The organism is Streptomyces sp. NPDC060232 (assembly GCF_042726555.1).
Taxonomy (GTDB): Bacteria; Actinomycetota; Actinomycetes; order Streptomycetales; family Streptomycetaceae; genus Streptomyces.
Map to the genome: position 1 here is coordinate 24,148 of NZ_JBHXAG010000024.1, position 21,856 is coordinate 46,003.

Genomic DNA, 21,856 nt, shown 5'->3' on the forward strand with positions numbered 1-21,856 from the left:
ATCGGCCGCCGCCCGCTAGAGGGCGACGGCCGATCATGCTTTGACCTGCGATTTTACCGAATTACCTCTTCGAGGGGCCAACCTCGACGGTCATGACCTCACCGTCGTAGGTCTCCTTCACGATCTTGATCTTGGTGTTGGTGTCAGTGACCTTCACCGATCCGGTCGGGTTCTCCTCGGAGTAGTACTTGCCCGGGTTGCGGTCGTCGAAGACCAGGTTCGTGGGCTTCGGCTTCAGGAACAGCGACTCGCCGTTCTTGTGCAGCGTGAACGCGTCCGTGGAGTACGCGCTGAAGGTGGCGTCGTACGGCTGGATCTTGTTGCGCAGCAGGGTGCCGTCCGACCACTTCATGGGCTTGGCGTTGGCGTCGATCGGCAGGATCAGACCCTGGCCCGGGTGCTGGCTGGTGTTGTTGTCCTTCTGGGAGGTGTCCCACTGCCAGATCAGCAGACCGTCCTGGTACGGGTAGTGCTCGACCCAGTCCGGCTTGGTGTTGCCGAAGCCGAAGTTGTACGGGCCCACCTTGAGGGTGGAGTCGTACGACACGTAGCGGCGGTTCTCGGCCAGGTAGTACTGCGCGTACTCCTTGGTGAAGCCGGCGCCGATCCGCGAGAAGCCCTTGCCGGTCCAGCCGTTGTCGCCGTTCTCGGCGCCGTCGGTGAACAGCGCGGAGCCGTCCGCGGTGATGGTGAGGGCATCGCCCGTGAAGCCCTTGCCGCCCGCGCCGCCGTCCGTCTGGTAGCGGAAGCGGAGGTCGACCTTCTTGCCCGCGTAGGCGTCGAGCGGGAAGTTGAGGTTCTTCCAGGCACCCGAGACACCGGTGAGCGACGGGCTGCCGGAGGCGTCGGCCGGGATGGCCGTGCCGTCGGCGGTGCCGGCGAGGGCGGTCCAGGTGGCGCCGCCGTCCGTGGACACCTCGGTGTAGAGGTAGTCGTAGTCGGCCTCGATGTCCCACCAGCCCTTGAGGGACAGGGCGGCGGACGACTTGCCCGTCAGGTCGACGGAGCGGGTCAGGGTGTTCTTGAGGTCGTCACCCATGCCGCTCCACCACTGGGTGGAGCCCTCGGCGGGCGCGACGATGTCCGTCTGGACCTTCTTCTTCGGCAGCTCGACGACCAGGGCCTGCTTGTCCTTGGTGTTGAACGCCGACACACCGAGCTTGTGGGTGGACTTCGTCGCGGCCTTGGCCGTGTCGTAGTTCAGCCAGCCCAGCTGGAGCTTGTCCCAGGCGGTCATGTCGCCCGGCATGTCGCCTATGGAGTCCTTGCCGGTGCCGAGCCAGGAGCCGGCCGACATCAGGGACCAGAAGCCGACGCCGTTCTCGCCGCCACCGGAGGTGTCGTAGAGGTCGGGCAGGCCGAGGTCGTGGCCGTACTCGTGGGCGAAGACACCGAGGCCGCCGTTCTCGGGCTGCATGGTGTAGTCGCCGACCCAGATGCCGGAGTTGCCGATCTGGGTGCCGCCGGCCTTGTTGTTGTCCGGGCCGGTCTTGCCCGCGGCGGTGCCGTAGGCGTACCAGCGGTGCGCCCACAGGGCGTCGGGGCCCTGCACGCCGCCGCCGGCCGACTCGTCCTCGCCCGCGTGGACGATCTGGAAGTGGTCGATGTAGCCGTCGGGCTCGTTGAAGTTGCCGTCGCCGTCGAAGTCGTAGCGGTCCCACTGGTCGTACTGAGCCAGCTTCGCCTTGATCTCGGCGTCGGTCTTCCCGGCCTTCTTCTGCGCCTCGACCCACGCCGTGACGCCGTCCTTGACGGTGTCCCAGACGTTGGAGCAGTTGGACTGGCCGCAGAAGTTGGAGCCGTAACGGGCCTCGTTGTACGGGACCTTGACCCAGTCGGAGACCTCGCCCTCGACCGAGTAGCGGCCCGAGGAGGTCTTCTCGTAGTACGTCTTCAGGGAGTGCTTGCCCTCGCCGGTGGCGAAGTACAGGTCCTGGAAGTGCTGACGGCTGAAGTCCGCGCGCCAGGCCGTGCTGTTGTCCTTCGCGCGGTCGGGCTGCGCGATGGTGTTGTGCAGCGGACCGGGGGTGCCGCCGTACTTCGGAACGGCCGGCTTGGGGCCGGGGCCGTCGGGGTCGTGCATGGTCGTGTTGTCGACCTGGTCGCCGAACTCGACGAGGATCGTGAAGATCTTGTCGGTCTTCTCGCGGCCGAGCTCGACGTACTTCTTGTCGTCCAGCTTGACGACCTTGGAGGCGCCGCGCTGCTCGACGCCCTTCTTGCCCTGGAGGACCTGGTCCAGGGCGGCCTTGCGCTGCTGGGCCTGCTGCTCGCTGAACGGGCCCTTGAGGTCGTGCTCGACGACCTTGGCAGGAGTGGTCGGGTCCTGCCGGTCGGCCACCGGGGCGGCCGGGGCCTTGCCCTCGGCCTGGGCCGCGGTGACGGTGAAGAAGGTTGCACTGGTCGCACATGCGGCCATGGTCACGGTGACGGCGGCAGCGCGCATCGCACGCCGTCTGGCGGAATTGCTGGTCACTTGATGTCGTTCCCCTCCCGCGGCCGCAACGTCTGAGTTCGGAACTTCTCCATAGGAGCGGGGGGTTCCGCGCGGCGCGCGTCTCAAGTGACGACATTTGACCGGAGAGACGCAAGAAAAGACAGACCTTGACTTGAACCTTACAACTGCACTATGCGGTCAGGGAGTTCCGCTATCCGGACGTTCCGCTGCCATATAGGGCGAAGGGCGCTTCCCGACCCCGATACGGGTCCGTACCGTCCCCCTTTCTCCCCTACCCGGGCGCGAAAGAATGACTCCGTGCGCCCCCTGTGCTCCGGCACCGTGTGTTAGGTCACGCTTACCGGCGGCTCCGCCCGGGCATCCCGTCATGGAGTCACTTGACGCGCGACGTTGGTTGAGCCGACTCCCCCTCCCCCTCACCGAGGACGGATATCGCCATGCCGCGTCCGACTGCCGCACAGCTCGCGTACGGGTCCGCCACGGTCATCGTGTCGACGATCGCCATGCTGCTGCTCTCGCAGACGAGCACCGGGCTCGGCGTCGCGGTCATCTCCGCCGCCGCGCTCGCCCTGGGCCTGCTCGTCGCCCTCACCGTGCCCGCCCCCAGGCGCCGCGGCCGCCACGCGGCGCGTACGGGTGCCGGCGCGGCAACCGCGTCCCCCGCGTCCGCCGCGGGGGCGACGACGGACGCCCGGGTGCCCGACCCGCGGCCGACGTCGGCCGAACACCCGGTCCATCACTGACACTTCGCCCTTCGGCGGGTGCACGACGCGACGCGGGCGGCCTCCCTCGGGGGGAGGCCGCCCGCGTCGCAGGCGTGCGCTGGGCGCGTGGGGGCGTGGGCGTGCGGTCCGCCGGGGCCGGGCCGTCCAGGCCGCTCAGGTCGCTCAGGTCGCTCAGGTCGCTCAGGTCGACTGGACCACCACGGTCTTGGCCGCCTTGTCGTGCAGGCCCTGCTTGTACGGCTTGTCGACAAGGATCGAGACGACCAGCGCGATCGGCCACAGGCAGAAGCAGCAGATCAGCGTCGGCAGCCAGAGCACGGCGGCCCGGGTCAGGGACGCGCCGGAGTTCGGCACGGTGCCGTCGTTGAGCATGGCGACGCGCAGGCCCATCGCCTTCTTGCCCACCGTCCGGCCGTCCTTCTTGGTGAACCACCAGTCGTAGCCGAGGTAGGCGACGATCGAGATCAGGGTCATCAACAGACCGCTGCCGCTGTACGACTTGGTGAAGACCTCGCTGACGTCCTCACCCCGGTCGGTCTGGACCGTGTAGCGGTTCGTGCCGAACGCCAGTTGGATCAGGAACAGCGGGACGGCGACGATCAACACGTCGATGACGCGGGCGGCGAGCCGCTTGCCGAAGTCGGCGAGCGGGGGCATGCCGGCCAGCGGGTCGGGCATGCCGTAGCCGCCGCCACCTCCGTACGGGTCGCCTCCGCCGCCGTACGGGGGCGGAGGGGGCGGGTATCCCCCGCCGCCGGGGCCCGGGCCGCCCGGGGGCGGCGGGCCGCCGCTTCCGGGGGGTGGCGGGCCGTACGGTGAACCGCCCGACGGAGGCGTCGGTTCCTCGGGCTTCTTTCGGAACGGGTCTTCCTCGGGCGGCTGGCCCGGCGGCGGCTGATCGGTACTCATGGCCCGAGTCGAACCCGGGTCCGCCGCCCCCGCAACGGGACCGCGTCCGTTCGTGGCCCGGCCTGGATCCGCCGGCACCCCCCGGACGCCCCCCTGGGTCCTGTCGTCGACGTCCCACGAGAGTGCGTGCCGGGCGTCGCGACAAGGCGAACGTTGCCTGACGCGGCACTAGGGTCTGTATCGAGTTGCCCCGTGGAGCATCTCGATACAGACCCTAGCGGGCCACGTACGTCCTGGCCGCCTTGTCGTGCCAGGCCTGGCGGCGCGGGCGGTCCACGAGGCACCACAGGCTGCCGGGCAGGCCCAGAAGGGCGTACACGAGCCAGCGCCGCAGGGCGGCGCCGAAGGACGGCGGGCGCAGGGTGGCGGTGGCCAGCACGCGGACGCCCAGCAGCTTCTTGCCCGGGGTGCGGCCCCAGCGGGCGGTGGGCAGCACCTCGTAGAAGAGGCCGAAGAGGAGGACGGCTCCGAAGACCATGCCGAGGCTGCCGGCCATGGTCGAGTCGAGCAGCCAGACGGTGGTGGTGCGGCCGCTCGCCCGTGCCGCGTCGACCTTGGCCTGGACGTGGGCGGTGGCGCCGGGCAGGAGGGGTCGGGCGACGGCGGCGGCCACGGCGCCGAACACGAGGGAGTCCAGGGCCCGGGCGAGGCTACGGCGCACCAGCCCGGCGGGGCGCACGGCCCGTTCCGCCATCCGCTCGAAGACCTCCCGGGGCGTGCCGGATCGGCCGGTACGGGCGCCCGCGCGGGCCTCCTCGGATCCGCGCGGCTCCCAGCCGCCGGCCCCCGGCTCCTCCGCGGGGGCGGCGTCCGCGGCGGGCTGCGCAGCCTTCGGGCGGACTCCCGCGGGCCGGGGTTCCCACACCTCGGGCCGGGCGGGCGCGGCGAGCTGCGGCTCACGGCGTACGGGCTCGGCCGGGGCGGGGGCCGGAGCAGGGGCCGGGGCCGGGGCCGGGGCGGGGGTAGGGGCAGGGGCGGGAGACGGGGCGGGTGCGGGGGCCGCCTCGGGCCAGGAGGAGGTGAGCCCGGAAGGGCCGGGGCCGCCCGCTCCGGGGGCGTCGGGCCATGCGGGGGCGGCCGGGACCGCCGGGGCGGCCGGGGAGCGCGCCGACAGGATGCCCGCGGAGGACGGCGCGGGCAGTCTGGCGGGCGCCGCCGCGGCGGACGGCGTACGGGCCAGGGAGATCCCCGCGGGCCGGGCCGACGGCTGCCCGGGCTCGGGGGTGGGAGCAGGGGCGGGCGCGGAGGCCGGCGCGGGCGCGGGCGCGGGCTGCGGATCGGCCTCCTGCGGGCTGCCCCACGACACCCGGCGGTCGCGGGGCCCGCCGAAGCCGGCCTGGTGGACGGGGTCGGCCTGCCACACCGCCGGGGCCGGCCCGGCCGCGGCCGCGGCCTCCGGCGCCGGCGCGGGCTCCGGGAGCGCCTCGGTCGCGGAGGTCTCGTCCAGGAACACCGGCCCCGTCTCGTCGGCGCGGACGGCGGGCGCGGCGACGGGAACCTGGGCGGCGAGCGGGCGGACCGGAGCGGGGACGGGCGCGGGCGCGGCGACGGGCGCGGGAACAGGCGTGGGTGCCGGAACGGGGACGGGCGCGGGGACGGGCGCGGGTGCGGGCGCCGCCGGGGCAGGGCGGCTCGTACCGGGGACCCAGGCCGCGCCGTTCCAGTACCGGATGTACCCCGGGATGGACGGATCCGGGTAGTAGCCCTCGCGGGCCGCGTGCTCGCCGTCACCAGGGGAGGCCGTCATGTCCCCAACTCCGATCGTGGCTTGAGGCTTGTGCAAGGGGAGGACCATAGCCAAGAACCGTGGGCCGGCAGGTCCGGTAACGGGAGAATCCAAGCCATTGAGCGAACGTCACTCCACACGACGGTTTTCGGTCAGCCGACAGGATCCGGCCAATTTCGCGTTCGCCGTCGAAAGTCGCGTCATACCCGGGCACATGGGAGCTCTCTGCGGGTGTGGGGCGCCTTCCGGCCCCACGCACCGAACCGAAGTGAGGCAGTCATGCACCACCCCGTCATCGAGCGCGAGCTGGAACTGAAGCTGGTCCTGTCACCCGAGCGCAGCATCCCCGTCCCCGCGCGCCTGCTCTACCTCACGGAAGACCCGTTCGCCGTCCACATCACCTTCCACACCGGCTCGGACACCCCGGTCTACTGGACCTTCGCCCGCGAGCTGCTCGTGGAGGGCGTGTTCCGCCCGTGCGGTCACGGCGACGTCCGGATCTGGCCCACGAAGGTCGACAACGACGCCGTACTCTGCATGGCGCTCAGCTCCCCCGACGGCGACGCCCTCCTGGAGGCCCCGGCCCTGTCCGTGTCGGCCTGGTTGGAGCGAACCCTGCGCGTCGTCCCGCCCGGCACCGAGTCCGAGCGCCTCGGCCTGGACGCGGCGCTGGCGGAGCTGCTCACTCCGACCCCGGCCGACGACCTGTGGCTGCGCGACCCGTGGCCGTCGGACGAGTCGGCGGACGGGGACCTGTGATGGCGAACGGCCCCCGGACGCCGCGCGGTCCCCGCAATCCGCGCGGGCGCCGGATCCCGCGCGCCCTGCGGAACCCGAGCGGCCTGCGCCTCGTACGGTCAGAAGAGCTTGCCGGGGTTGAGGAGCGCCAGTGGATCGAAAGCCTGCTTGACGGCGCGCTGCATCTCCATTGCGACCGGGCCGAGTTCACGGGCGAGCCATTCCTTCTTGAGCACGCCGACGCCGTGTTCGCCGGTGATCGTCCCGCCGAGGGAGAGGCCGAGTCCCATGATCTCGCCGAAGGACTCCCGGGCCCGCCGCGTCTCGTCCTCGTCGGCGGGGTCGAAGCAGACGATCGGGTGGGTGTTGCCGTCGCCGGCGTGCGCGCAGACGCCGATGAGGAGGCCCTGGGCGCGGGCGATGGCGGCGGTACCGTCGAGCATCTCCCCGAGCCGGGAGCGCGGCACGCACACGTCGTCGATCATCGTGGCGGGCCGGAGCGCCTCCAGCGCGGGGAAGGCCATCCGGCGGGCCTGGAGCAGCAGTTCCGACTCCGCCTCGTCCTCGGCGGGCACGACGGCGGTGGCTCCGGCGGCCGTGCACAGCTCCCCCACGGCGGTGAGGTCCTCGGGGGCGTGCGGGGTGTCGAAGGCGGCGAGCAGCAGCGCCTCGGTGGCCTCGGGCAGGCCCATCCTGCCGAGGGCGTTGACGGCGTGGACGGTCGTACGGTCCATCAGCTCCAGCAGCGAGGGGGTCAGCCCGGCCTCCATGACGGCGCAGACGGCCTCGCAGGCGGCTGTGACGGAGGGGAACTCGGCAGCCAGGACCAGTTGCCGGGGCGGCGCCGGCCTGAGGGCGAGGACGGCCTGTACGACGATCCCGAGGCTGCCCTCGGAGCCGACGAAGAGCCGGGTGAGGTCATATCCGGCGACGCCCTTGGCGGTGCGCCGGCCCGTGCGCAGCAGGCGCCCGTCGGCGAGGACGACATCGAGGCCGAGGACGTATTCGGCGGTGACTCCGTACTTGACGCAGCACAGGCCGCCCGAGGCGGTGCCGATGTTGCCGCCGATGGTGCACTGCTCCCAGCTGGAGGGGTCGGGCGGGTAGTACAGGCCCCGTTCGGCGACGGCCCGTGAGAGGACGGCGTTGACGACGCCCGGCTCGACGACGGCGATCCGGTCGACGGCGCTGATCTCCAGGATCCGGTCCATCTTCACCAGGGACAGCACGATGCAGCCGTCGGTGGCGTTGGCGCCGCCCGACAGGCCCGTCCGGGCGCCCTGTGGGACCACGGGGATCCGCAGGGCGGTGGCGGTGCGCATGACGTGCTGGACCTGTTCGACGGTCCGGGGAAGGACGACGGCCGCCGGGGTGCCGGCAGCGCAGAAGCTGGCCATGTCGGTGGCGTAGGAGGCGGTCACCTGGGGGTCGGTGAGGAGGGCGTCGGCGGGGAGCCCTTCGAGGAGGCTCGCTCGCAGACGTGCGGAGAGGTCATCTTCCATGGGGCCAGCGTGGCAGCCGGGGCCATCGGTGTGAACACGCCCGCGCACGTCTTCAGACACCCCGGCCTGCTCTTCATATTGACGCACAGTGACCCCATGGACCGTATCGACGAGGATTCGCAGACGCCGGCGCCGCCCGTGACCTTCACCGGCCGCAAGACGCTCGTGGCCGCCGGGGTGGCGGTGGTCCTGATCGCCGGGGCCCTGTTGATCCGCCCGGCCCGGACCGGTGACGACGCGCGCCCGCCGGGGCCGAGCGAACGCGCCGCCGCGGCGGTGGGGATGGGTGCGCCCGCTTCGGCGACGGATGTGGTGGCGCTGGTGGCGGACCGGGAGAAGTGGGTGGCGTCGCACGCCGACGACGACGCCTCGTGGGCCGTCCTGGGCTCCGCCTACCTCGAACAGGCGCGGCGGACCGCGGACTCGGCCTGGTACCCGAAGGCGGAGAAGGCCCTGAAGCGGTCGCTGGAGGTGCGCCCGGCGGAGAAGGGCAACCTGGAGGCGATGACGGGCATGGGCGCGCTGGCCAATGCCCGGCGGGACTTCGGGACCGCCCGGAAGTGGGGCGAGCTGGTACGGGCGCAGGCGCCGAAGCAGTGGTCGGCGTACCCGGTGCTGGTGGACGCGTACACGGGGCTCGGCGACTACAAGGGCGCGCAGAAGGCGATGGAGCTGCTGCTGGAGCTGCGGCCGGGGCTGGTGGCGCACATCAGGGCCTCGCAGGTCTACCGGGACCGCGGCTGGCGCGAGGACGCGGTGGTGTCGATGGAGTCCGCGGCGGCCGCGGCGAAGGCTCCCGCCGAGAAGGCGTACGCGCTGTTCCGGCTCGGGGAGCTGTCCTGGGAGCGGGGTGACCCGGCGGAGGCGCTGCGGCAGTACGAGGGGGCGCTGCGGACTGATCCGGCACAGGCGGAGGCCCTGGCGGGCCGGGCGCGCGCGCTGGCGGCGCTGGGGCGCGGCGGGGAGGCGGTGCGGGACTACCGGATGGCGCTGGGGCGGACCCCGGTGCCGCAGCTGGCCCGGGAGCTGGGCGAGCTGCTGGAGTCGCTGGGCCGGGATCAGGAGGCGCGCGCGCAGTACGACGCGCTGGCGACGATGGCGGTCCGCGACAGCGCGAACGGCGTGGACGCCGACGTGGTCCTGGGCCTGTACGAGGCGGACCACGGGGATCCGGCGGCGGCGGTGCGGCGGTTGTCGCAGGAGTGGGAGCGGCACAAGAGCATGCAGGCGGCGGACGCGCTGGGGTGGGCGCTGCACCGGGCGGGTGATCACACGGCGGCGCTGGAGTACGCGAAGAAGGCGACGGAGCCGGGGCTGCGCAGCGCCGACTTCGCCTACCACCGGGCGATGATCGAGCAGGCCCTGGGCGACGAGGCGGGGGCGCGGCGGCACCTGCAGGAGGCGCTGCGGACGAATCCTTACTTCTCGCCGGTGCGGGGGCCTCTGGCGAAGGAGGCGCTGGCGGCGATCGGCCAGCCGCCGCCGGGCGGGCCGGAGCACCTGCAGCCGGTGGAGCCGTGGGTCGAGCCGGAGCTCCCGAAGCCGAACCCCAAGCCGACACCGAAGCCGAAGCCCGCGGCGGCCAGGCCGCAGGCGAAGCCGAGCGCGGCGGCGCCTTCGCAGAAGCCGTCACCGGCCGCCCGCTGACGGGCCGGAGGCCCTGCGGCCCGGCCACCGGGAGGCCCGTGCCCCGGCACCCGGCGCCGCGCATGCCGGATCGCCCCGCTCTGCGGCGAGGCGCGACGCCTGCGGCGGCGGCAGCAGCGGCGAGGGCCGGTGCGGCCCGGCGGGCCCGGCGGTCTCCGCCACCCTGCGCGGCGGGCACAGCTCCATCGCACGGCGCGGCGCAGCCGACCATGCGGCCCGGTGCGCGGGTGGGACGGGCGCCGCGTGTTGGCCCACTCCCCTCCGGAGGGCACCACACGGCGGCGTGTCCGGGCCCGCGCACCGGGGCCGACGGCAGCCCGAGGCCCCCGGCGCGGGCCGGGGGCCTGTAGGTACGTGCGCGACTCAGAGGTTGCCGCGCTTCTCCTGCTCGCGCTCGATGGCCTCGAACAGCGCCTTGAAGTTGCCCTTGCCGAAGCCCATCGAGCCGTGGCGCTCGATGATCTCGAAGAAGACCGTCGGGCGGTCCTGCACCGGCTTGGTGAAGATCTGCAGCAGGTAGCCGTCCTCGTCGCGGTCGGCGAGGATCTTCAGCTCGCGCAGTTCGTCGATCGGCACGCGGGTGTCGCCGACCCACTCGCCGAGCGTGTCGTAGTAGGTGTCCGGGACGGAGAGGAACTGGACGCCCGCCGCGCGCATCGAGCGGACCGTGGAGACGATGTCGTTCGAGGCCAGCGCGATGTGCTGGACACCGGGGCCGTTGTAGAACTCCAGGTACTCGTCGATCTGCGACTTCTTCTTCGCGATCGCCGGCTCGTTGATCGGGAACTTGACCTTCTTGGTGCCGTCCGCGACCACCTTGGACATCAGCGCCGAGTACTCGGTCGCGATGTCGTCGCCCACGAACTCCTTCATGTTCGTGAAGCCCATGACCTTGTTGTAGAAGGCGACCCACTCGTTCATGCGGCCGAGTTCCACGTTGCCGACGCAGTGGTCGATGGCCTGGAAGGTGCGCTTGGCCGGGGGCTCGACCATCGGCGGGGCGGCGACGTAGCCCGGCAGGTAGGGGCCGGTGTAGTCGCCGCGCTCGACCAGGGTGTGGCGGGTCTGGCCGTAGGTCGCGATGGCGGCCAGTACGACCGTGCCGTGCTCGTCCTTGACCTCGTACGGCTCGTCCAGGCCGCGGGCGCCCTGCTCGACGGCGTACGCGTAGGCCGCGCGGACGTCGGGGACCTCGATGGCGAGGTCGATCACGCCGTCGCCGTGCTCGGTGACGTGCTCGGCGAGGAAGCGGCCGTGGTCGGTCGTCGCCTTGATGACCGAGGTCAGCACGAAGCGGGCGGAGCCGTTGGTCAGGACGTAGCTGGCCGTCTCGCGGCTGCCGTTCTCCGGTCCGCAGTAGGCGACGAGCTTCATGCCGAAGGCGGTCGAGTAGTAGTGCGCGGCCTGCTTGGCGTTGCCGACGGCGAAGACGACCGCGTCCATGCCCTTCACCGGGAAGGGGTCTGCCTCACGCGCGGTGTGCGGGGTGGTTTCGAGGTTCGCCAGAGACTCAGTCATGAGCGCAGAGTCCCGCCGATCCACAAGCTGCGCAATAGTTTCCTGAATGACTGTACAAACTGCACAGCATCGCCGGAGCATGGTTGAAACATCTGTGCACTATGACCACCCACGAGCATGCGTGGGCACGCGGAGGCTTCCATGGGCATCGACGATCTCGACGGCCGGCTCATCGTCCTGCTGGCCCGCGAGCCCCGGATCGGGGTGCTGGAGGCCTCGCGCCGGCTGGGCGTGGCCCGCGGGACGGTCCAGGCGCGCCTGGACCGGCTCCAGTCCAACGGGGTCATCCGCGGCTTCGGCCCGCAGGTCGACCCGACGGCGCTCGGGTATCCGGTGACCGCCTTCGCCACGCTGGAGATCAAGCAGGGGCAGGGGGCCGACGTACGGGCGCACCTGGACGGGGTCCCGGAGGTGCTGGAGCTGCACACCACCACCGGCCACGGGGACATGCTGTGCCGGCTGGTGGCCCGGTCCAACGCCGATCTCCAGCGGGTGATCGACCGTGTCGTCGGCTTCGACGGGATCGTCAGGGCCTCCACGGCGATCGTGATGGAGAACCCGGTGCCGTTCCGGATCATCCCGCTGGTGGAGCAGGCCGCGGAGGACGACACCCGGCCCCAGTGAAAGCCCGGGCCGCGAGCCTGTACGACGCCGTCCCGCGCGGGGCCGGATGATCGGGGCGGCCGTGGCCGGCGTACTGATCGCGGTGTTCGGCGCCGAGACCGTACTGCTGCTGGACGCGGCCACCTTCGGAGTGTCGGCGCTGCCCGTCTGCGCCTTCCTGCGCGGAGTCCCGGCCGCCGGGCCGCAACGGGGCGCCGACAAGGTCTCGTTCGCCGCCTATCGCGCCGAACTCGCCGAGGGCTGGGCGTTCCTGACCCGCTCCCGGCTGCTGCTGGGCATCACGGTCATGGCCATGATGACCAACGGCCAGGACCAGGGCTGGTCTTTCGGCGGCACGTACCTGCTCACCACGCTCGCACCGCTTGTCTTCCCCGCCTGGCGGGGGATGGAGCGCGAGGCGGAGGTCAGCAGGACGGGGCGGCCTCTCCCCGGTTCAGCGCGCGAAGAGCGTTCACCGCATCCGTCAGCGAAGTGACGGGCACCAGTTGCAGCCCCTCGGGCAGCTCCGACTGCGCGTCCGCGCATTCGTCCTTCGGTACGAGGAACACGCTGGCCCCGTCGCGGCGCGCGGCCTGCGTCTTCAGGGCCACGCCGCCGACGGCGCCGACCTTGCCGTCGGCGGTGATGGTGCCCGTACCGGCGATGTTGCGGCCACCGGTGAGGTCGCCGCCGCTGCCGTCGCCGTCGAGCTTGTCGACGATGCCGAGGGAGAAGAGGAGCCCGGCGCTCGGGCCGCCGACGTCGGCGAGGTTGAGGTCGACCTTCACGTCCTTGGGGTCCTTGTGGAGGAAGCCGAGGGCGGCGTCGGCGGCGGCCGACTGCGACTTGGCCATTTCCTCCAGATTGTGCTTCTCGATCTCCTCGTCGCTTCCACCGGAGGAGTAGACGGCCTCCCGGGGCAGGACGGCCTGATCGGTCTTGAACCAGTGGCCGACGAGCTCGTGCAGCTTCATCGTCGAGGACGGCCCGGTGGCCCGGATGGTGGTCATCCGCAGCTGTCCGCTGGTGTCCCTGACCGGGGCCCCGGAGACGCTGATGACGGGCTTGCCCTGGTCGGACCCCAGCACGTCGGCCGTGAGCCCGGGCACGGCGACCACGAAGGGCAGCGGCGCGAGGGCCGCGACGGCGAACAGCCCGAGCACGGGCACGGCACAGACGGCCAGGGCAGCGGGACGCGGCAGACGTGTGAGACGAGAGAGCACCCGCCCAATCTATCCGCCCCCGCCCCCACCAGCCCCGCCGGCCGATCCAGCGGCGTCGGCCGATCCAGCCCCGCCGGCGTTTGAGGCGCGGGGGTCCGGGGGCGGCGCCCCGGCAACGGCGCCGCAGACGCGTACGGGCCCGGGCCCGCCCGGATCCGCCGGGCCCGCGGCCTAGCGAAGGGCGTCGGCGACCTCCCGCGCCGCGTCCACCACCCGCGGCCCCACCCGCTCCGGCACGGCGTCGGCCAGCATGACGACGCCGACGCTGCCCTCCAGCCCGCTGATGCCCACCAGCGGCGCCGCGGCCCCACTGGCGCCCGCTTCGAGCTCGCCGTGGGTCAGCGTGTACCCCGGTTCGATGAGGGAGCCCTGACGGGCGGCCAGAATGGCCCGCCCGGCGGCACCGCGGTCCAGGGGGTGGCGGAAACCGGCCCGGTAGGCCACGTGGTAGTCCGTCCAGGTCGGCTCCACCACGGCGACGGCGAGCGCCTCGGTGCCGTCGACGAGGGTCAGGTGCGCGGTGGCGCCTATGTCCTCGGCGAGGGACCGCAGCGCGGGCAGGGCCGCCTCGCGCACCAGCGGGTGCACCTGCCGGCCCAGCCGCAGCACCCCGAGCCCGACCCTGGCCCGGCCGCCGAGGTCACGGCGGACCAGGGCGTGCTGTTCGAGGGTGGCGAGGAGCCGGTAGACCACCGTGCGGTTGACGCCGAGGCGGTTGGAGAGCTCGGTGACGGTCAGACCGTGGTCGGTGTCGGCGAGCAGTTTGAGGACTCTGAGCCCTCTGTCGAGAGTCTGGGAGGTTTCCGCGGTCACGACGCCTCTCCCTCTTTCGGTGAGCGGCGGTGACTCTCGCGGTGGCACACCGCCGGTCCCGCGGCGGCGCACAGGAGAGGCCGCCGGTAGCGGCCATTGCACCGGCTGCGCTCCCGCGGCGGCGCTGCCACGGTGCGTTCGATGCGGGGAATGTAGCGAGCAGGTCCGCTCAGCGGAAGGGCTCGTCCAGAATCCGGGCGCGTGCTACCTGTTTGTGCCGTTTCCTGATCGCCTCAAGTGTCGTTTCGTGACAACGATTCGCACAGGCGCGGAAACGGCGGGACGAGCACGGGGTCCGTGCGAACCTCCGCACGGACCCCGTCACGCGTACCGGGCAAAACCTCCGAACTCACCGCACTCGCCGCACTCACCGCATTCGGCACACTCAGCGCACACTCGGCACACTTCGCACACTCAGCGCATACGGGTCGCCCATTCCTGCACCTTCTTGATGCGCTCGCGGATCTGCCCCGCCGTCGCCTCCGCGCTCGGCGGCCCGCCGCAGACGCGGCGCAGCTCCGTGTGGATCACCCCGTGCGGCTTGCCGCTCTGGTGGACGTAGGCGCCCACCATCGTGTTGAGCGACTTGCGCAGCTCCAGCAGTTCCTTGTGGGAAACCACGGGCCGCCGCTCGGCCGGCAGCTCCAGCAGGTCCGCCTCCGTGTCGGGCTTGCGCCGGCTGTGCGCGATCTGCCGGGACTGCCGCTTCTGCAACAGCATCTGCACCTGGTCCGGTTCGAGCAGCCCGGGGATGCCGAGGTAGTCCTGCTCCTCCTCGCTTCCCGGGTGCGCCTGCATGCCGAACTCGGCGCCGTCGTACAGCACCCGGTCGAAGACGGCGTCGGACTCCAGCGCCTCGAAGGACATCTGCTCGTCCTCGCCGGTGTCCTCGTCCTCCTGGCGGTTCGCCTCGTCCATCTCCTTCTCGGACTCGGCGTACGGGTCCTCCTCGCCCTGCTTCTTCGGCTTGTCGAGGACGTGGTCGCGCTCGACCTCCATCTCGTTGGCGAAGCCGAGGAGGTAGGGGATGGTCGGGAGGAACACGGACGCCGTCTCGCCGCGCCTGCGCGAGCGCACGAAGCGTCCGACGGCCTGTGCGAAGAACAGCGGGGTGGAGATCGTCGTCGCGTACACGCCGACCGCGAGGCGCGGTACGTCGACGCCCTCGGACACCATGCGGACCGCGACCATCCAGCGGTCGTCGTTCGCGCTGAAGGTGTCGATGTTCTTCGACGCGCCGGTGTCGTCGGACAGCACCAGGGTCGGCCTGGTCCCGGTGATCTCCCGGATGAGCTTGGCGTACGCGCGCGCCGAGTCCTGGTCGGAGGCGATGACGAGGCCGCCGGCGTCCGGGATGCCCTTGCGGACCTCGGTGAGCCGCCGGTCGGCGGCGCGCAGCACGTTCGGCATCCAGTCGCCGCGCGGGTCCAGGGCGGTGCGCCAGGCCTGCGAGATGGCGTCCTTGGTCATCGGCTCGCCGAGGCGGGCGGCGATCTCGTCGCCGGCCTTGGTCCGCCAGCGCATGTTGCCGCTGTAGGAGAGGAAGATGACCGGCCGGACGACGCCGTCGCCGAGCGCGTTGCCGTAGCCGTAGGTGTAGTCGGCGGAGGACCGCCGGATCCCGTCGTTGCCCTCTTCGTAGGTCACGAACGGGATGGGGTTGGTGTCGGAGCGGAAGGGCGTACCGGTCAGCGCGAGCCGGCGGGTCGCCGGGTCGAACGCCTCCAGGCAGGCCTCGCCCCAGGACTTCGAGTCACCGGCGTGGTGGATCTCGTCGAGGATCACCAGGGTCTTGCGCTGCTCGCAGCGGTTGCGGTGGAGCATGGGCCGCACGCCGACACCGGCGTAGGTGACGGCGACGCCGTGGTAGTCCTTGCTGAGCGGGCCCGCCGAGTACTCGGGGTCCAGCCGGATGCCTATCCGGGCCGCGGCCTCCGCCCACTGCTTCTTCAGGTGCTCGGTGGGCGCGACGACGGTCACCTGCTGCACGACGTGGTGGTGCAGCAGCCAGGAGGCGAGGGTGAGGGCGAAGGTGGTCTTGCCTGCGCCGGGGGTCGCGACGGCGAGGAAGTCCCGGGGCTGGTTCTGGATATAGCGGTCCAGCGCTCCCTGCTGCCAGGCGCGCAGCTTGCTGGCGGTGCCCCACGGGGCACGGCCGGGGAAGGCGGGTGAGAGGTGGTGGGAGGCGGTAGTAGTCACGGTCTCCGGTTCGTGCTCTCGGCGTACTCGGTACGGGGCAGGCGGTCGTACGTAGGAGTCGTACGTAGGACAACCGGGCCACCCTACCGGGGTGGGCCCGCCCCTCGCGGAGGGACAGGCCCGTGACCTCGGGCGGTGCGGCGAGCGTCACATGGAGCGCAGCCGGGCGGCGATCGCCGCGATGTCCGTCTCGTGCCCCGCCGCCACGTCGACGACCAGGTCGTAGGCGCGTTCCTGGTCCGCGTCGGCGAGGTCGACGCCGTTGACGGCGAGGAAGGTCGCGGCCGCCAGCCACGCGGTGCGCTTGTTCCCGTCGACGAGGGGGTGGTTGGCGGCGATGCCGTGCAGCAGCGCGGCGGCCTGCTCGTACGGGTCCTGGTACGCCGGTGTCCCGTACATGCGGGCGCGCGGCCGGTGCACCGCCGACTCCAGCAGGCCGGGGGCGCGCAGCTCGACGGGCTGGTCCTGGGCCAGGCAGGCGTGGCGGGCGAGGTCCAGGACCTCGGCGAGGGTGAGGTGCCGGCGGGCTTCGGTGGTGTTCACTGCCCGAGCCTCCGCAGGAGGGGGGCATGCCGGTCGGCGAGCCGTCCGGCCGCTTCCGCGACCTTCTCCCGCTCGGCCCGCAGGTGGGCCCGTACGGCCTCCAGTACGACGTCCTCGGGCGTGCGCCCGGTGGCGTCGGCCAGGTCGCCCAGCTCCGCCCACACGGCGCCGGGAAGCCCGATGGTGATCTTGTTCATGGGCGGAACGGTAGCCGCTGGGCCGGGCCGCGGCACGGGGTTTCGCGGCGCCCGTCTCAGCCCTCCGCGGGCTCCAGCCGGGTCGCGACCCACGCTCCCACCAGTGCCACGCACGCCATCGGCAGGAACACGACCGCGAACGCGGCCGGGTGCGAGGCCCCCGTCCCGGCGGCGGTCACGGCGTGCGCGGCCCCGACCGCTCCGCCGCCGAGCGCGGCGAAGGCGGCGCCCCCGGCGGCCAGCAGCACGACGTTGGCGAGGGCGTCGGAGATCTGCAGGGATGCGGAGTTGGCGCCGGCCTCCTGCGGCGGGGACAGCTTCAGCAGCAGTACGCTCGTGGAGCCGATCACCAGGCCCATCCCGAGGCATCCCACGGCCCAGGCCAGTGCCAGCGTCCACACGGGGACGGACTCGATGAGCACGGCGGGCGCCGCGGCGATGGCCAGTGCCACCAGCACCATGCCGATCACCATCAGCCGCTGCCGGTAGGGGGCCGTGCGGCCCTTCGACTGCACCCAGGAGCCGCCCGCCCAGGTCACCCCGCCCAGCGCGAGGGAGAAGCCGGCCATGGTCGGGCTCAGCCCCCGCTGGGTGACGAGCATCAGCGGTACGAAGCTCTCGGCGGCGATGAACGCCCCCGCGGCGACCCCGCGCAGCAGCACCACGGACGGCAGCCCGCGCCGGGCCAGGTACGTCCCGCGCGGCAGCAGCCCCAGCACGGCGGGCACCAGCAGGGCCGCGCCGGCGATGCCGGGTACGAGCGAGAGCCACCGCAGGTCCTGGGCGGCGTACTGGAGCAGGCCCGCGCCGACGGAGATCCCGAGCGCCAGGCGGATGCGCCGCCGGTCGAAGGCTCGGGGCTCGCCGTCCACGGGACCGGAGGCGGTCCGGCGTATGGCCGGCAGGGCGACGACGAGCGGTACGACCACGAGCGCGGGTATGCCGAGGAACACCCACCGCCAGCCGAGGTGCTCGGTGACCGTGCCGGAGGCCAGCGGCCCGACGATGGAGGGCACGACCCAGCTGGCGGCGAAGGCGGCCATGATCGCGGGCCGCAGCCGCTCCTCGTAGGCCCGGCTGACGACGACGTACAGCGCGACGATGACGAGGCCGCCGCCGAAGCCCTGTACGGCGCGGCCGCAGACGAACACCCACATGGCGCCGGCGGTCCCGGAGACCACGAGCCCCGAGGCGAAGGCGGCGATCCCGACGGTCAGCGGCTTGAGCGGGCCCTGCCGGTCGGCCCACTGCCCGGCCAGGACCATGCCGAAGAGGCTGGTCGTGAAGTAGGAGGAGAAGGCGAAGGCGTAGAGCCCGATGCCGTCCAGCTCGCGGGCGGCGACGGGCATGGCGGTGCCGACGGCGGTGGCCTCGAAGGCGATGAGGAAGACGACGGAGATGATCCCGATGCTGAGCGTCCGGTACGCGGGGCCCATGACACCGCTGTCCCGTGTCGGGTTCGGGAGGGGTGCGGTTCTCTGCGGCACGCGGGGTTCGAGGGCGCTCATCGCCCCAGCGTAAGGTGCACAGCCCCGTTTCGACCCTGTCCGTTCGACCGATCCCGACGTCGGCCGCAGGACCTAGGACTGTGGAGCCACATGCCGACCCTGGTGCGTCCCGCCCCGCCCCGTTCAGGCCCGGCGCCCGCCCCCGTACGGTCGTAGGGCATCGCCGCGACCGTGTACCGACCCCGGTCACGGCGTGCAGGCAAGGGCCGCTCGGCGGCAGACGCACCCAAGCGGCCTTCGCCTGCGCGGGCTGCCTCAGGTCCTGCAGTGGGTCTGCTGTCTGGCGCGGTCGGCGTACTTCGTCATGAGTCCGGTGAGCAAGGAGCGTGTCTCGGCGGCCTTCTTGCCGCTGATGGAACCGCTGAGCCACAGCTCCAGCTCGAAGGCATCCTCGGCGCCCCTGCAGGAGATGCCCGCAGCGGCGCCCGTGTCCCACACTCTGCCGTTCTCCACGGCGGGGATGGGCTCGGCGTTCAGGCCATCCAGTGGCCAGTGGAAGCCTTGCCCGGCGGGTTGCCATTTCGCCCAGGCGAGCACGCCACTCTTGCCGTCCACGTAGATGTTGCAGGTTGCGCCACGCCGCCGGGAGTTCAGCGCGAGGTCGTGGGGAGAGTCGACCTTGACCTCCTCCCCTCTGCCCAGCAGGGGCTCCAGATCGGACGGCGTGAAGACTCCGAAGCAGGTCGACTCCGGCAGCTTGGACGCTGCCGACTGCTTCTCCGCCTCGGCGCAGCCTCCCAGCAGCAAGGCCACCACGATGAGGGCTCCGGCGCTGCGGCGCGTACGACGACGATCGGTCATCAGCATTCAGGAACTGCCCTGCGATGAAGCGACGAGGTCCCGGCCCGCGCTGTACGCGTTCGTGGTCGCCGCACCCGCGACTCCGGCGAGAGAACCAATGGTCCGCTCACTCATGCCCGTCCCCTCCGCCGCCTTGCGCACGGAGGCCGCGGCCGATGACCCGGCCGCCTGCTGTGCGTCCACGTATGCGGTTGCCGCTGCCTGGTCGCTGTCGGCGGTCTTCTCCACGATGTCCTTCTTCGCGCCCTCGACCACGCTCTCCGTGATGTCTTCCTGGAGCCACTCCACGATGTCTCCGGCCAGGGGCACCATCTCCAGGTACTTGCCGCCTGCCGCGCTGATGCCACGGTTGATCCACTTCGCGGTGTCCTCAACGCCCTTGACGTACTCCTCCTGCTTGTGGCCGTTCTCGGCGTACACCCCTTGGGCCCGCGCTTCCGAGAGGATGCCCGCGACCTCACCGCCGGGGTGCACAGCGCTCTGGATCCCCGCATCCAAGTCGTCATACTCGCCGCGGTGAACGATGACGTCGTTGACGAGTGTCATGGTGAACGCCCGCTGGGCATTGGTGATGGCACCGTACGCCTGCGGATCCTGCGCGACCGCACCGAGGAAGCTCGCCATATGGGACTTGTCGAAGTCCGCCATCACCCCGTTGGCCTTGATCAGCCCGCTGTTCTTCTCCGCCGCCGCCTGGATGTCCGGCATGTACTCAGCCGCCATCTGGCCGAAGTGACCCGACAGCCCGTTCAGCGGGCCCTCCGGGTCGCCCGGCTTCGCATCGACCAGCTCGGGCTTGTCGCCTACCTTCTCTACGATCCGTTCCATCACGGCCGTCATCGCCTCGGTGTGCGGCACGGGCTTCGCGTCCTCGTCGCCCGGCACGCGGCCCGACACCGCCGCCACCAGGGCGTCGCCGAGGGCCTGTTGGGCCGGGCGCAGGTCTCCGGTGCGGGTGGTGTCGAAGCCGTCCATGTACGGCTTCTTGTCGAGCATGTAGTCGACCATGCCCCGGTCCTTGCCGTGCTGGCCGCCGACCGGCTTGTCGTCCTTCGTGACGATGCCGTCCTTGTTGCTGTCCTCGCGGACCGGCTCGTTGAAGAAGGCCGTCGCCGCGTCCGGGTTGTTGCCGAGCGCCTCCATGAGCCCGGTCAGCGGGTAGAAGCCGCGGCCGCCCTCCGGGCCCTGGTTGAGGACCGATTCCATGCCGTACGGGGTGTGGAACTCCCAGGCCTGCGGGTCCTTGCGGTCCATGGCGATCATGTCGCGGCCGACCGAGGTCAGGAACTCGGTGTCGTACTTCCCCTCGCGCAGCAGCGCGCCGAGTGCCTGGTAGCCGTAGATCTGCCGCACGCCGCCGAAGACGGCCATCTCCTTGCGCCCGGCCTTCATCAGCTGGGTCGTCCAGGCCGCGTCGAGGTGGTTGGGTACGTCCTTGTGGGTGGCGAGGCCGAGCATCGCGCCCATGTCGCTCTGGATGTTCGCGACCATCAGCGCCCGGTCCTTGCCGGCGGCGCCAAGGCTCGTCGCGTCCAGGGACATCGCGGAGTACATCTGCAGGGTGCCCTCGGCGCCGATGGTGCGGAACAGGCCCGTCGAGAACTCCGGGTCCTCACGGTTGTCGTCCAGCAGCTCCTCCAGCTCGCGCAGCGCCTCGACGTTGCGGGCCGTGCCGCCCGCGCCGGTGACCTTCTTCATCAGGTCGGCGGCGCGGGCCGCCTGTTCTGCATCAAGGGTGGTGAACTTCGGTCCGCTGAAGTCGTGTTCGTCGGTCGCGTTCGCCCGGAGTACGCGGACCAGGGAGTCGTCGGCGTCCTGGGCGTTCTCGACGGCCCGGTTGACCTGGGACTGCCAGGCGTTGCGGTTCGCGTTGAGGGTCTGCTGGTAGTCGGGGTCGTGGCGCGCCGCGTTCCGCTCGGCCTCGGTGGGGAGGGGGACGGCGCTGACCCGCCCGGTGGCGTCGATCCGGAAGCCGGCCGCCGGGGCCTCCGCGGCGAGCCGCGTCAGCTCGTCCCGGGCGGCCTTGAGGGTGGCGTGGGCGTCGGTCAGGACCAGCTGCATCCCCTTGGCGGCCTTGGCCGCGTCCTCGAACTCCTTCGCCGTCTTGTCGACGAACCCGCGCGCCACCCCGGCGGTGACGCCGGTCCAGTCGGCCTTGTCGGACGTGGCCTTCATGCCGTTGCGGGCGGCCTCCGCCATCTCGTCGAGCTTGCCGGCCGTGGCCGTCCAGTCGGTGATCGCGGTCTGGAGCTTGTCCAGGGGTGCGTTCATCACGTTCTCGTACGTCAGCATGCGGGCCGCCTACGTGAGGTACTTGTCGATCGCGGACGCCGTGAAGTCGGCGTGGAGCTGCTGCTCGTCCTTGGCGTGGGAGGAGAGCGAGTAGTTCAGGCCGTTGGAGATGGTGGCGCAGGCGGCGACGAGGGTCTTCACCTGGCCCTCCCAGAGGGTGCTGGCCTTGGCGAGGGCGGCCCCGCTCGCGAACCCCTCCCGGGTGAGGGCCGCGGCGGCCTCGGTGGTAGCGGTGGCGGCGTGCTTGCCGTCGGTCTGGAGGCGGGTGTGCAGCTTGTACGCCTCGGAGCCGATCGCTCCGATCTGGTCCTGGTTGAGCGCGAGGTCGGGGGCGCCGCCTCCGGGGCCGCCGGGTCCTGGTGGGCCGCCGGGAGCCTGGTTGAGCCGCATGGCGGCGTTGGAGTCGGCTACGGCGCGAGCCGCTAACCATTCCTCGTCGAACGACATCGCGTGA

Annotated in this window: 19 protein-coding genes; 5 read left to right on the forward strand and 14 right to left on the reverse strand. The window is 71.9% G+C overall.

What is annotated here, in order from left to right:
* Positions 1-61: 61 nt before the first annotated feature.
* The gene (locus tag ACFWFZ_RS28405; protein ID WP_387125889.1) at positions 62-2,446 is read right to left on the reverse strand and encodes an immune inhibitor A domain-containing protein; all 2,385 of its coding nucleotides are present in this window, start codon (positions 2,444-2,446) and stop codon (positions 62-64) included.
* A gap of 449 nt (positions 2,447-2,895) precedes the next feature.
* Between ACFWFZ_RS28405 and ACFWFZ_RS28410 the strand changes: the two genes are divergently transcribed.
* Positions 2,896-3,201, forward strand: coding sequence for a hypothetical protein (locus tag ACFWFZ_RS28410; RefSeq protein WP_387125828.1), 306 nt, complete (start codon positions 2,896-2,898; stop codon positions 3,199-3,201).
* Positions 3,202-3,363: 162 nt separating this feature from the next.
* On the opposite strand, the gene ACFWFZ_RS28415 is transcribed toward ACFWFZ_RS28410, so the two are convergent.
* Positions 3,364-4,092: an RDD family protein gene (locus ACFWFZ_RS28415; protein ID WP_387125829.1), complete on the reverse strand. Its 729-nt coding sequence runs from the start codon at positions 4,090-4,092 to the stop codon at positions 3,364-3,366.
* A 214-nt stretch (positions 4,093-4,306) separates the two neighbouring features.
* Positions 4,307-5,839 (reverse strand): RDD family protein, encoded by a 1,533-nt coding sequence (locus ACFWFZ_RS28420; protein ID WP_387125830.1) that lies wholly within the window; start codon positions 5,837-5,839, stop codon positions 4,307-4,309.
* 258 nt (positions 5,840-6,097) lie between these two features.
* On the opposite strand from ACFWFZ_RS28420, the gene ACFWFZ_RS28425 reads away from it, so the two are divergent.
* Positions 6,098-6,577 carry an SsgA family sporulation/cell division regulator gene (locus tag ACFWFZ_RS28425; protein WP_387125831.1) on the forward strand — a complete coding sequence of 160 codons (480 nt, stop codon included), beginning with the start codon at positions 6,098-6,100 and terminating at the stop codon, positions 6,575-6,577.
* 98 nt (positions 6,578-6,675) lie between these two features.
* Here ACFWFZ_RS28425 and ACFWFZ_RS28430 read toward each other — a convergent pair whose 3' ends face one another.
* Positions 6,676-8,058 (reverse strand): FAD-binding oxidoreductase, encoded by a 1,383-nt coding sequence (locus ACFWFZ_RS28430; RefSeq protein ID WP_387125832.1) that lies wholly within the window; start codon positions 8,056-8,058, stop codon positions 6,676-6,678.
* Between the two features lie 96 nt (positions 8,059-8,154).
* Between ACFWFZ_RS28430 and ACFWFZ_RS28435 the strand changes: the two genes are divergently transcribed.
* Complete coding sequence (locus ACFWFZ_RS28435) at positions 8,155-9,705, forward strand: tetratricopeptide repeat protein (protein ID WP_387125833.1); 1,551 nt, start codon at positions 8,155-8,157, stop codon at positions 9,703-9,705.
* A 363-nt stretch (positions 9,706-10,068) separates the two neighbouring features.
* Here ACFWFZ_RS28435 and hppD read toward each other — a convergent pair whose 3' ends face one another.
* A complete protein-coding gene (gene hppD / locus ACFWFZ_RS28440; protein WP_387125834.1) occupies positions 10,069-11,223 on the reverse strand; it encodes a 4-hydroxyphenylpyruvate dioxygenase in 1,155 nt (384 codons plus the stop codon).
* A gap of 141 nt (positions 11,224-11,364) precedes the next feature.
* Between hppD and ACFWFZ_RS28445 the strand changes: the two genes are divergently transcribed.
* Together ACFWFZ_RS28445 and ACFWFZ_RS28450 are read left to right on the forward strand one after the other, a co-directional pair.
* Positions 11,365-11,847 carry an Lrp/AsnC family transcriptional regulator gene (locus tag ACFWFZ_RS28445; RefSeq protein WP_387125835.1) on the forward strand — a complete coding sequence of 161 codons (483 nt, stop codon included), beginning with the start codon at positions 11,365-11,367 and terminating at the stop codon, positions 11,845-11,847.
* Between the two features lie 61 nt (positions 11,848-11,908).
* Entirely contained in the window at positions 11,909-12,322 is a 414-nt protein-coding gene (locus tag ACFWFZ_RS28450; protein ID WP_387125836.1) for a hypothetical protein, read from the forward strand.
* On the opposite strand, the gene ACFWFZ_RS28455 is transcribed toward ACFWFZ_RS28450, so the two are convergent.
* From ACFWFZ_RS28455 to ACFWFZ_RS28495, 9 genes are all read right to left on the reverse strand, one after another.
* Complete coding sequence (locus tag ACFWFZ_RS28455) at positions 12,252-13,049, reverse strand: PDZ domain-containing protein (protein WP_387125837.1); 798 nt, start codon at positions 13,047-13,049, stop codon at positions 12,252-12,254. The genes ACFWFZ_RS28450 and ACFWFZ_RS28455 overlap by 71 nt on opposite strands.
* Before the next feature lie 171 nt (positions 13,050-13,220).
* Entirely contained in the window at positions 13,221-13,862 is a 642-nt protein-coding gene (locus tag ACFWFZ_RS28460; RefSeq protein WP_030662724.1) for an IclR family transcriptional regulator, read from the reverse strand.
* Positions 13,863-14,276: 414 nt separating this feature from the next.
* On the reverse strand, positions 14,277-16,061 hold the full coding sequence (locus ACFWFZ_RS28465) for a DEAD/DEAH box helicase (protein ID WP_356815162.1): 1,785 nt from the start codon (positions 16,059-16,061) through the stop codon (positions 14,277-14,279).
* Positions 16,062-16,208: 147 nt separating this feature from the next.
* The gene (locus tag ACFWFZ_RS28470; RefSeq protein ID WP_387125838.1) at positions 16,209-16,604 is read right to left on the reverse strand and encodes a type II toxin-antitoxin system death-on-curing family toxin; all 396 of its coding nucleotides are present in this window, start codon (positions 16,602-16,604) and stop codon (positions 16,209-16,211) included.
* Positions 16,601-16,801, reverse strand: a complete 201-nt coding sequence (locus ACFWFZ_RS28475) for a hypothetical protein (protein ID WP_387125839.1) — start codon at positions 16,799-16,801, stop codon at positions 16,601-16,603. The genes ACFWFZ_RS28470 and ACFWFZ_RS28475 overlap by 4 nt, the downstream gene beginning before the upstream one ends.
* Before the next feature lie 56 nt (positions 16,802-16,857).
* Positions 16,858-18,309 (reverse strand): MFS transporter, encoded by a 1,452-nt coding sequence (locus ACFWFZ_RS28480; RefSeq protein ID WP_387125840.1) that lies wholly within the window; start codon positions 18,307-18,309, stop codon positions 16,858-16,860.
* Between the two features lie 255 nt (positions 18,310-18,564).
* On the reverse strand, positions 18,565-19,110 hold the full coding sequence (locus ACFWFZ_RS28485; RefSeq protein ID WP_387125841.1) for a hypothetical protein: 546 nt from the start codon (positions 19,108-19,110) through the stop codon (positions 18,565-18,567).
* A gap of 6 nt (positions 19,111-19,116) precedes the next feature.
* A complete protein-coding gene (locus tag ACFWFZ_RS28490) occupies positions 19,117-21,402 on the reverse strand; it encodes a hypothetical protein (protein ID WP_387125842.1) in 2,286 nt (761 codons plus the stop codon).
* Positions 21,403-21,411: 9 nt separating this feature from the next.
* A complete protein-coding gene (locus ACFWFZ_RS28495; RefSeq protein ID WP_387125843.1) occupies positions 21,412-21,849 on the reverse strand; it encodes a hypothetical protein in 438 nt (145 codons plus the stop codon).
* Positions 21,850-21,856 lie beyond the last annotated feature (7 nt).

Excerpts from the sequence above, each read along its gene's own strand:
- ACFWFZ_RS28480 (WP_387125840.1), bottom strand. The coding sequence starts at position 18,309 with ATGAGCGCCCTCGAACCCCGCGTGCCGCAGAGAACCGCACCCCTCCCG.
- ACFWFZ_RS28435 (WP_387125833.1), top strand. The coding sequence starts at position 8,155 with ATGGACCGTATCGACGAGGATTCGCAGACGCCGGCGCCGCCCGTGACC.
- ACFWFZ_RS28495 (WP_387125843.1), bottom strand. The coding sequence starts at position 21,849 with ATGTCGTTCGACGAGGAATGGTTAGCGGCTCGCGCCGTAGCCGACTCC.
- ACFWFZ_RS28485 (WP_387125841.1), bottom strand. The coding sequence starts at position 19,110 with ATGACCGATCGTCGTCGTACGCGCCGCAGCGCCGGAGCCCTCATCGTG.
- ACFWFZ_RS28410 (WP_387125828.1), top strand. The coding sequence starts at position 2,896 with ATGCCGCGTCCGACTGCCGCACAGCTCGCGTACGGGTCCGCCACGGTC.
- hppD (WP_387125834.1), bottom strand. The coding sequence starts at position 11,223 with ATGACTGAGTCTCTGGCGAACCTCGAAACCACCCCGCACACCGCGCGT.
- ACFWFZ_RS28475 (WP_387125839.1), bottom strand. The coding sequence starts at position 16,801 with ATGAACAAGATCACCATCGGGCTTCCCGGCGCCGTGTGGGCGGAGCTG.
- ACFWFZ_RS28430 (WP_387125832.1), bottom strand. The coding sequence starts at position 8,058 with ATGGAAGATGACCTCTCCGCACGTCTGCGAGCGAGCCTCCTCGAAGGG.
- ACFWFZ_RS28445 (WP_387125835.1), top strand. The coding sequence starts at position 11,365 with ATGGGCATCGACGATCTCGACGGCCGGCTCATCGTCCTGCTGGCCCGC.
- ACFWFZ_RS28490 (WP_387125842.1), bottom strand. The coding sequence starts at position 21,402 with ATGCTGACGTACGAGAACGTGATGAACGCACCCCTGGACAAGCTCCAG.
- ACFWFZ_RS28425 (WP_387125831.1), top strand. The coding sequence starts at position 6,098 with ATGCACCACCCCGTCATCGAGCGCGAGCTGGAACTGAAGCTGGTCCTG.
- ACFWFZ_RS28405 (WP_387125889.1), bottom strand. The coding sequence starts at position 2,446 with ATGCGCGCTGCCGCCGTCACCGTGACCATGGCCGCATGTGCGACCAGT.
- ACFWFZ_RS28415 (WP_387125829.1), bottom strand. The coding sequence starts at position 4,092 with ATGAGTACCGATCAGCCGCCGCCGGGCCAGCCGCCCGAGGAAGACCCG.
- ACFWFZ_RS28420 (WP_387125830.1), bottom strand. The coding sequence starts at position 5,839 with ATGACGGCCTCCCCTGGTGACGGCGAGCACGCGGCCCGCGAGGGCTAC.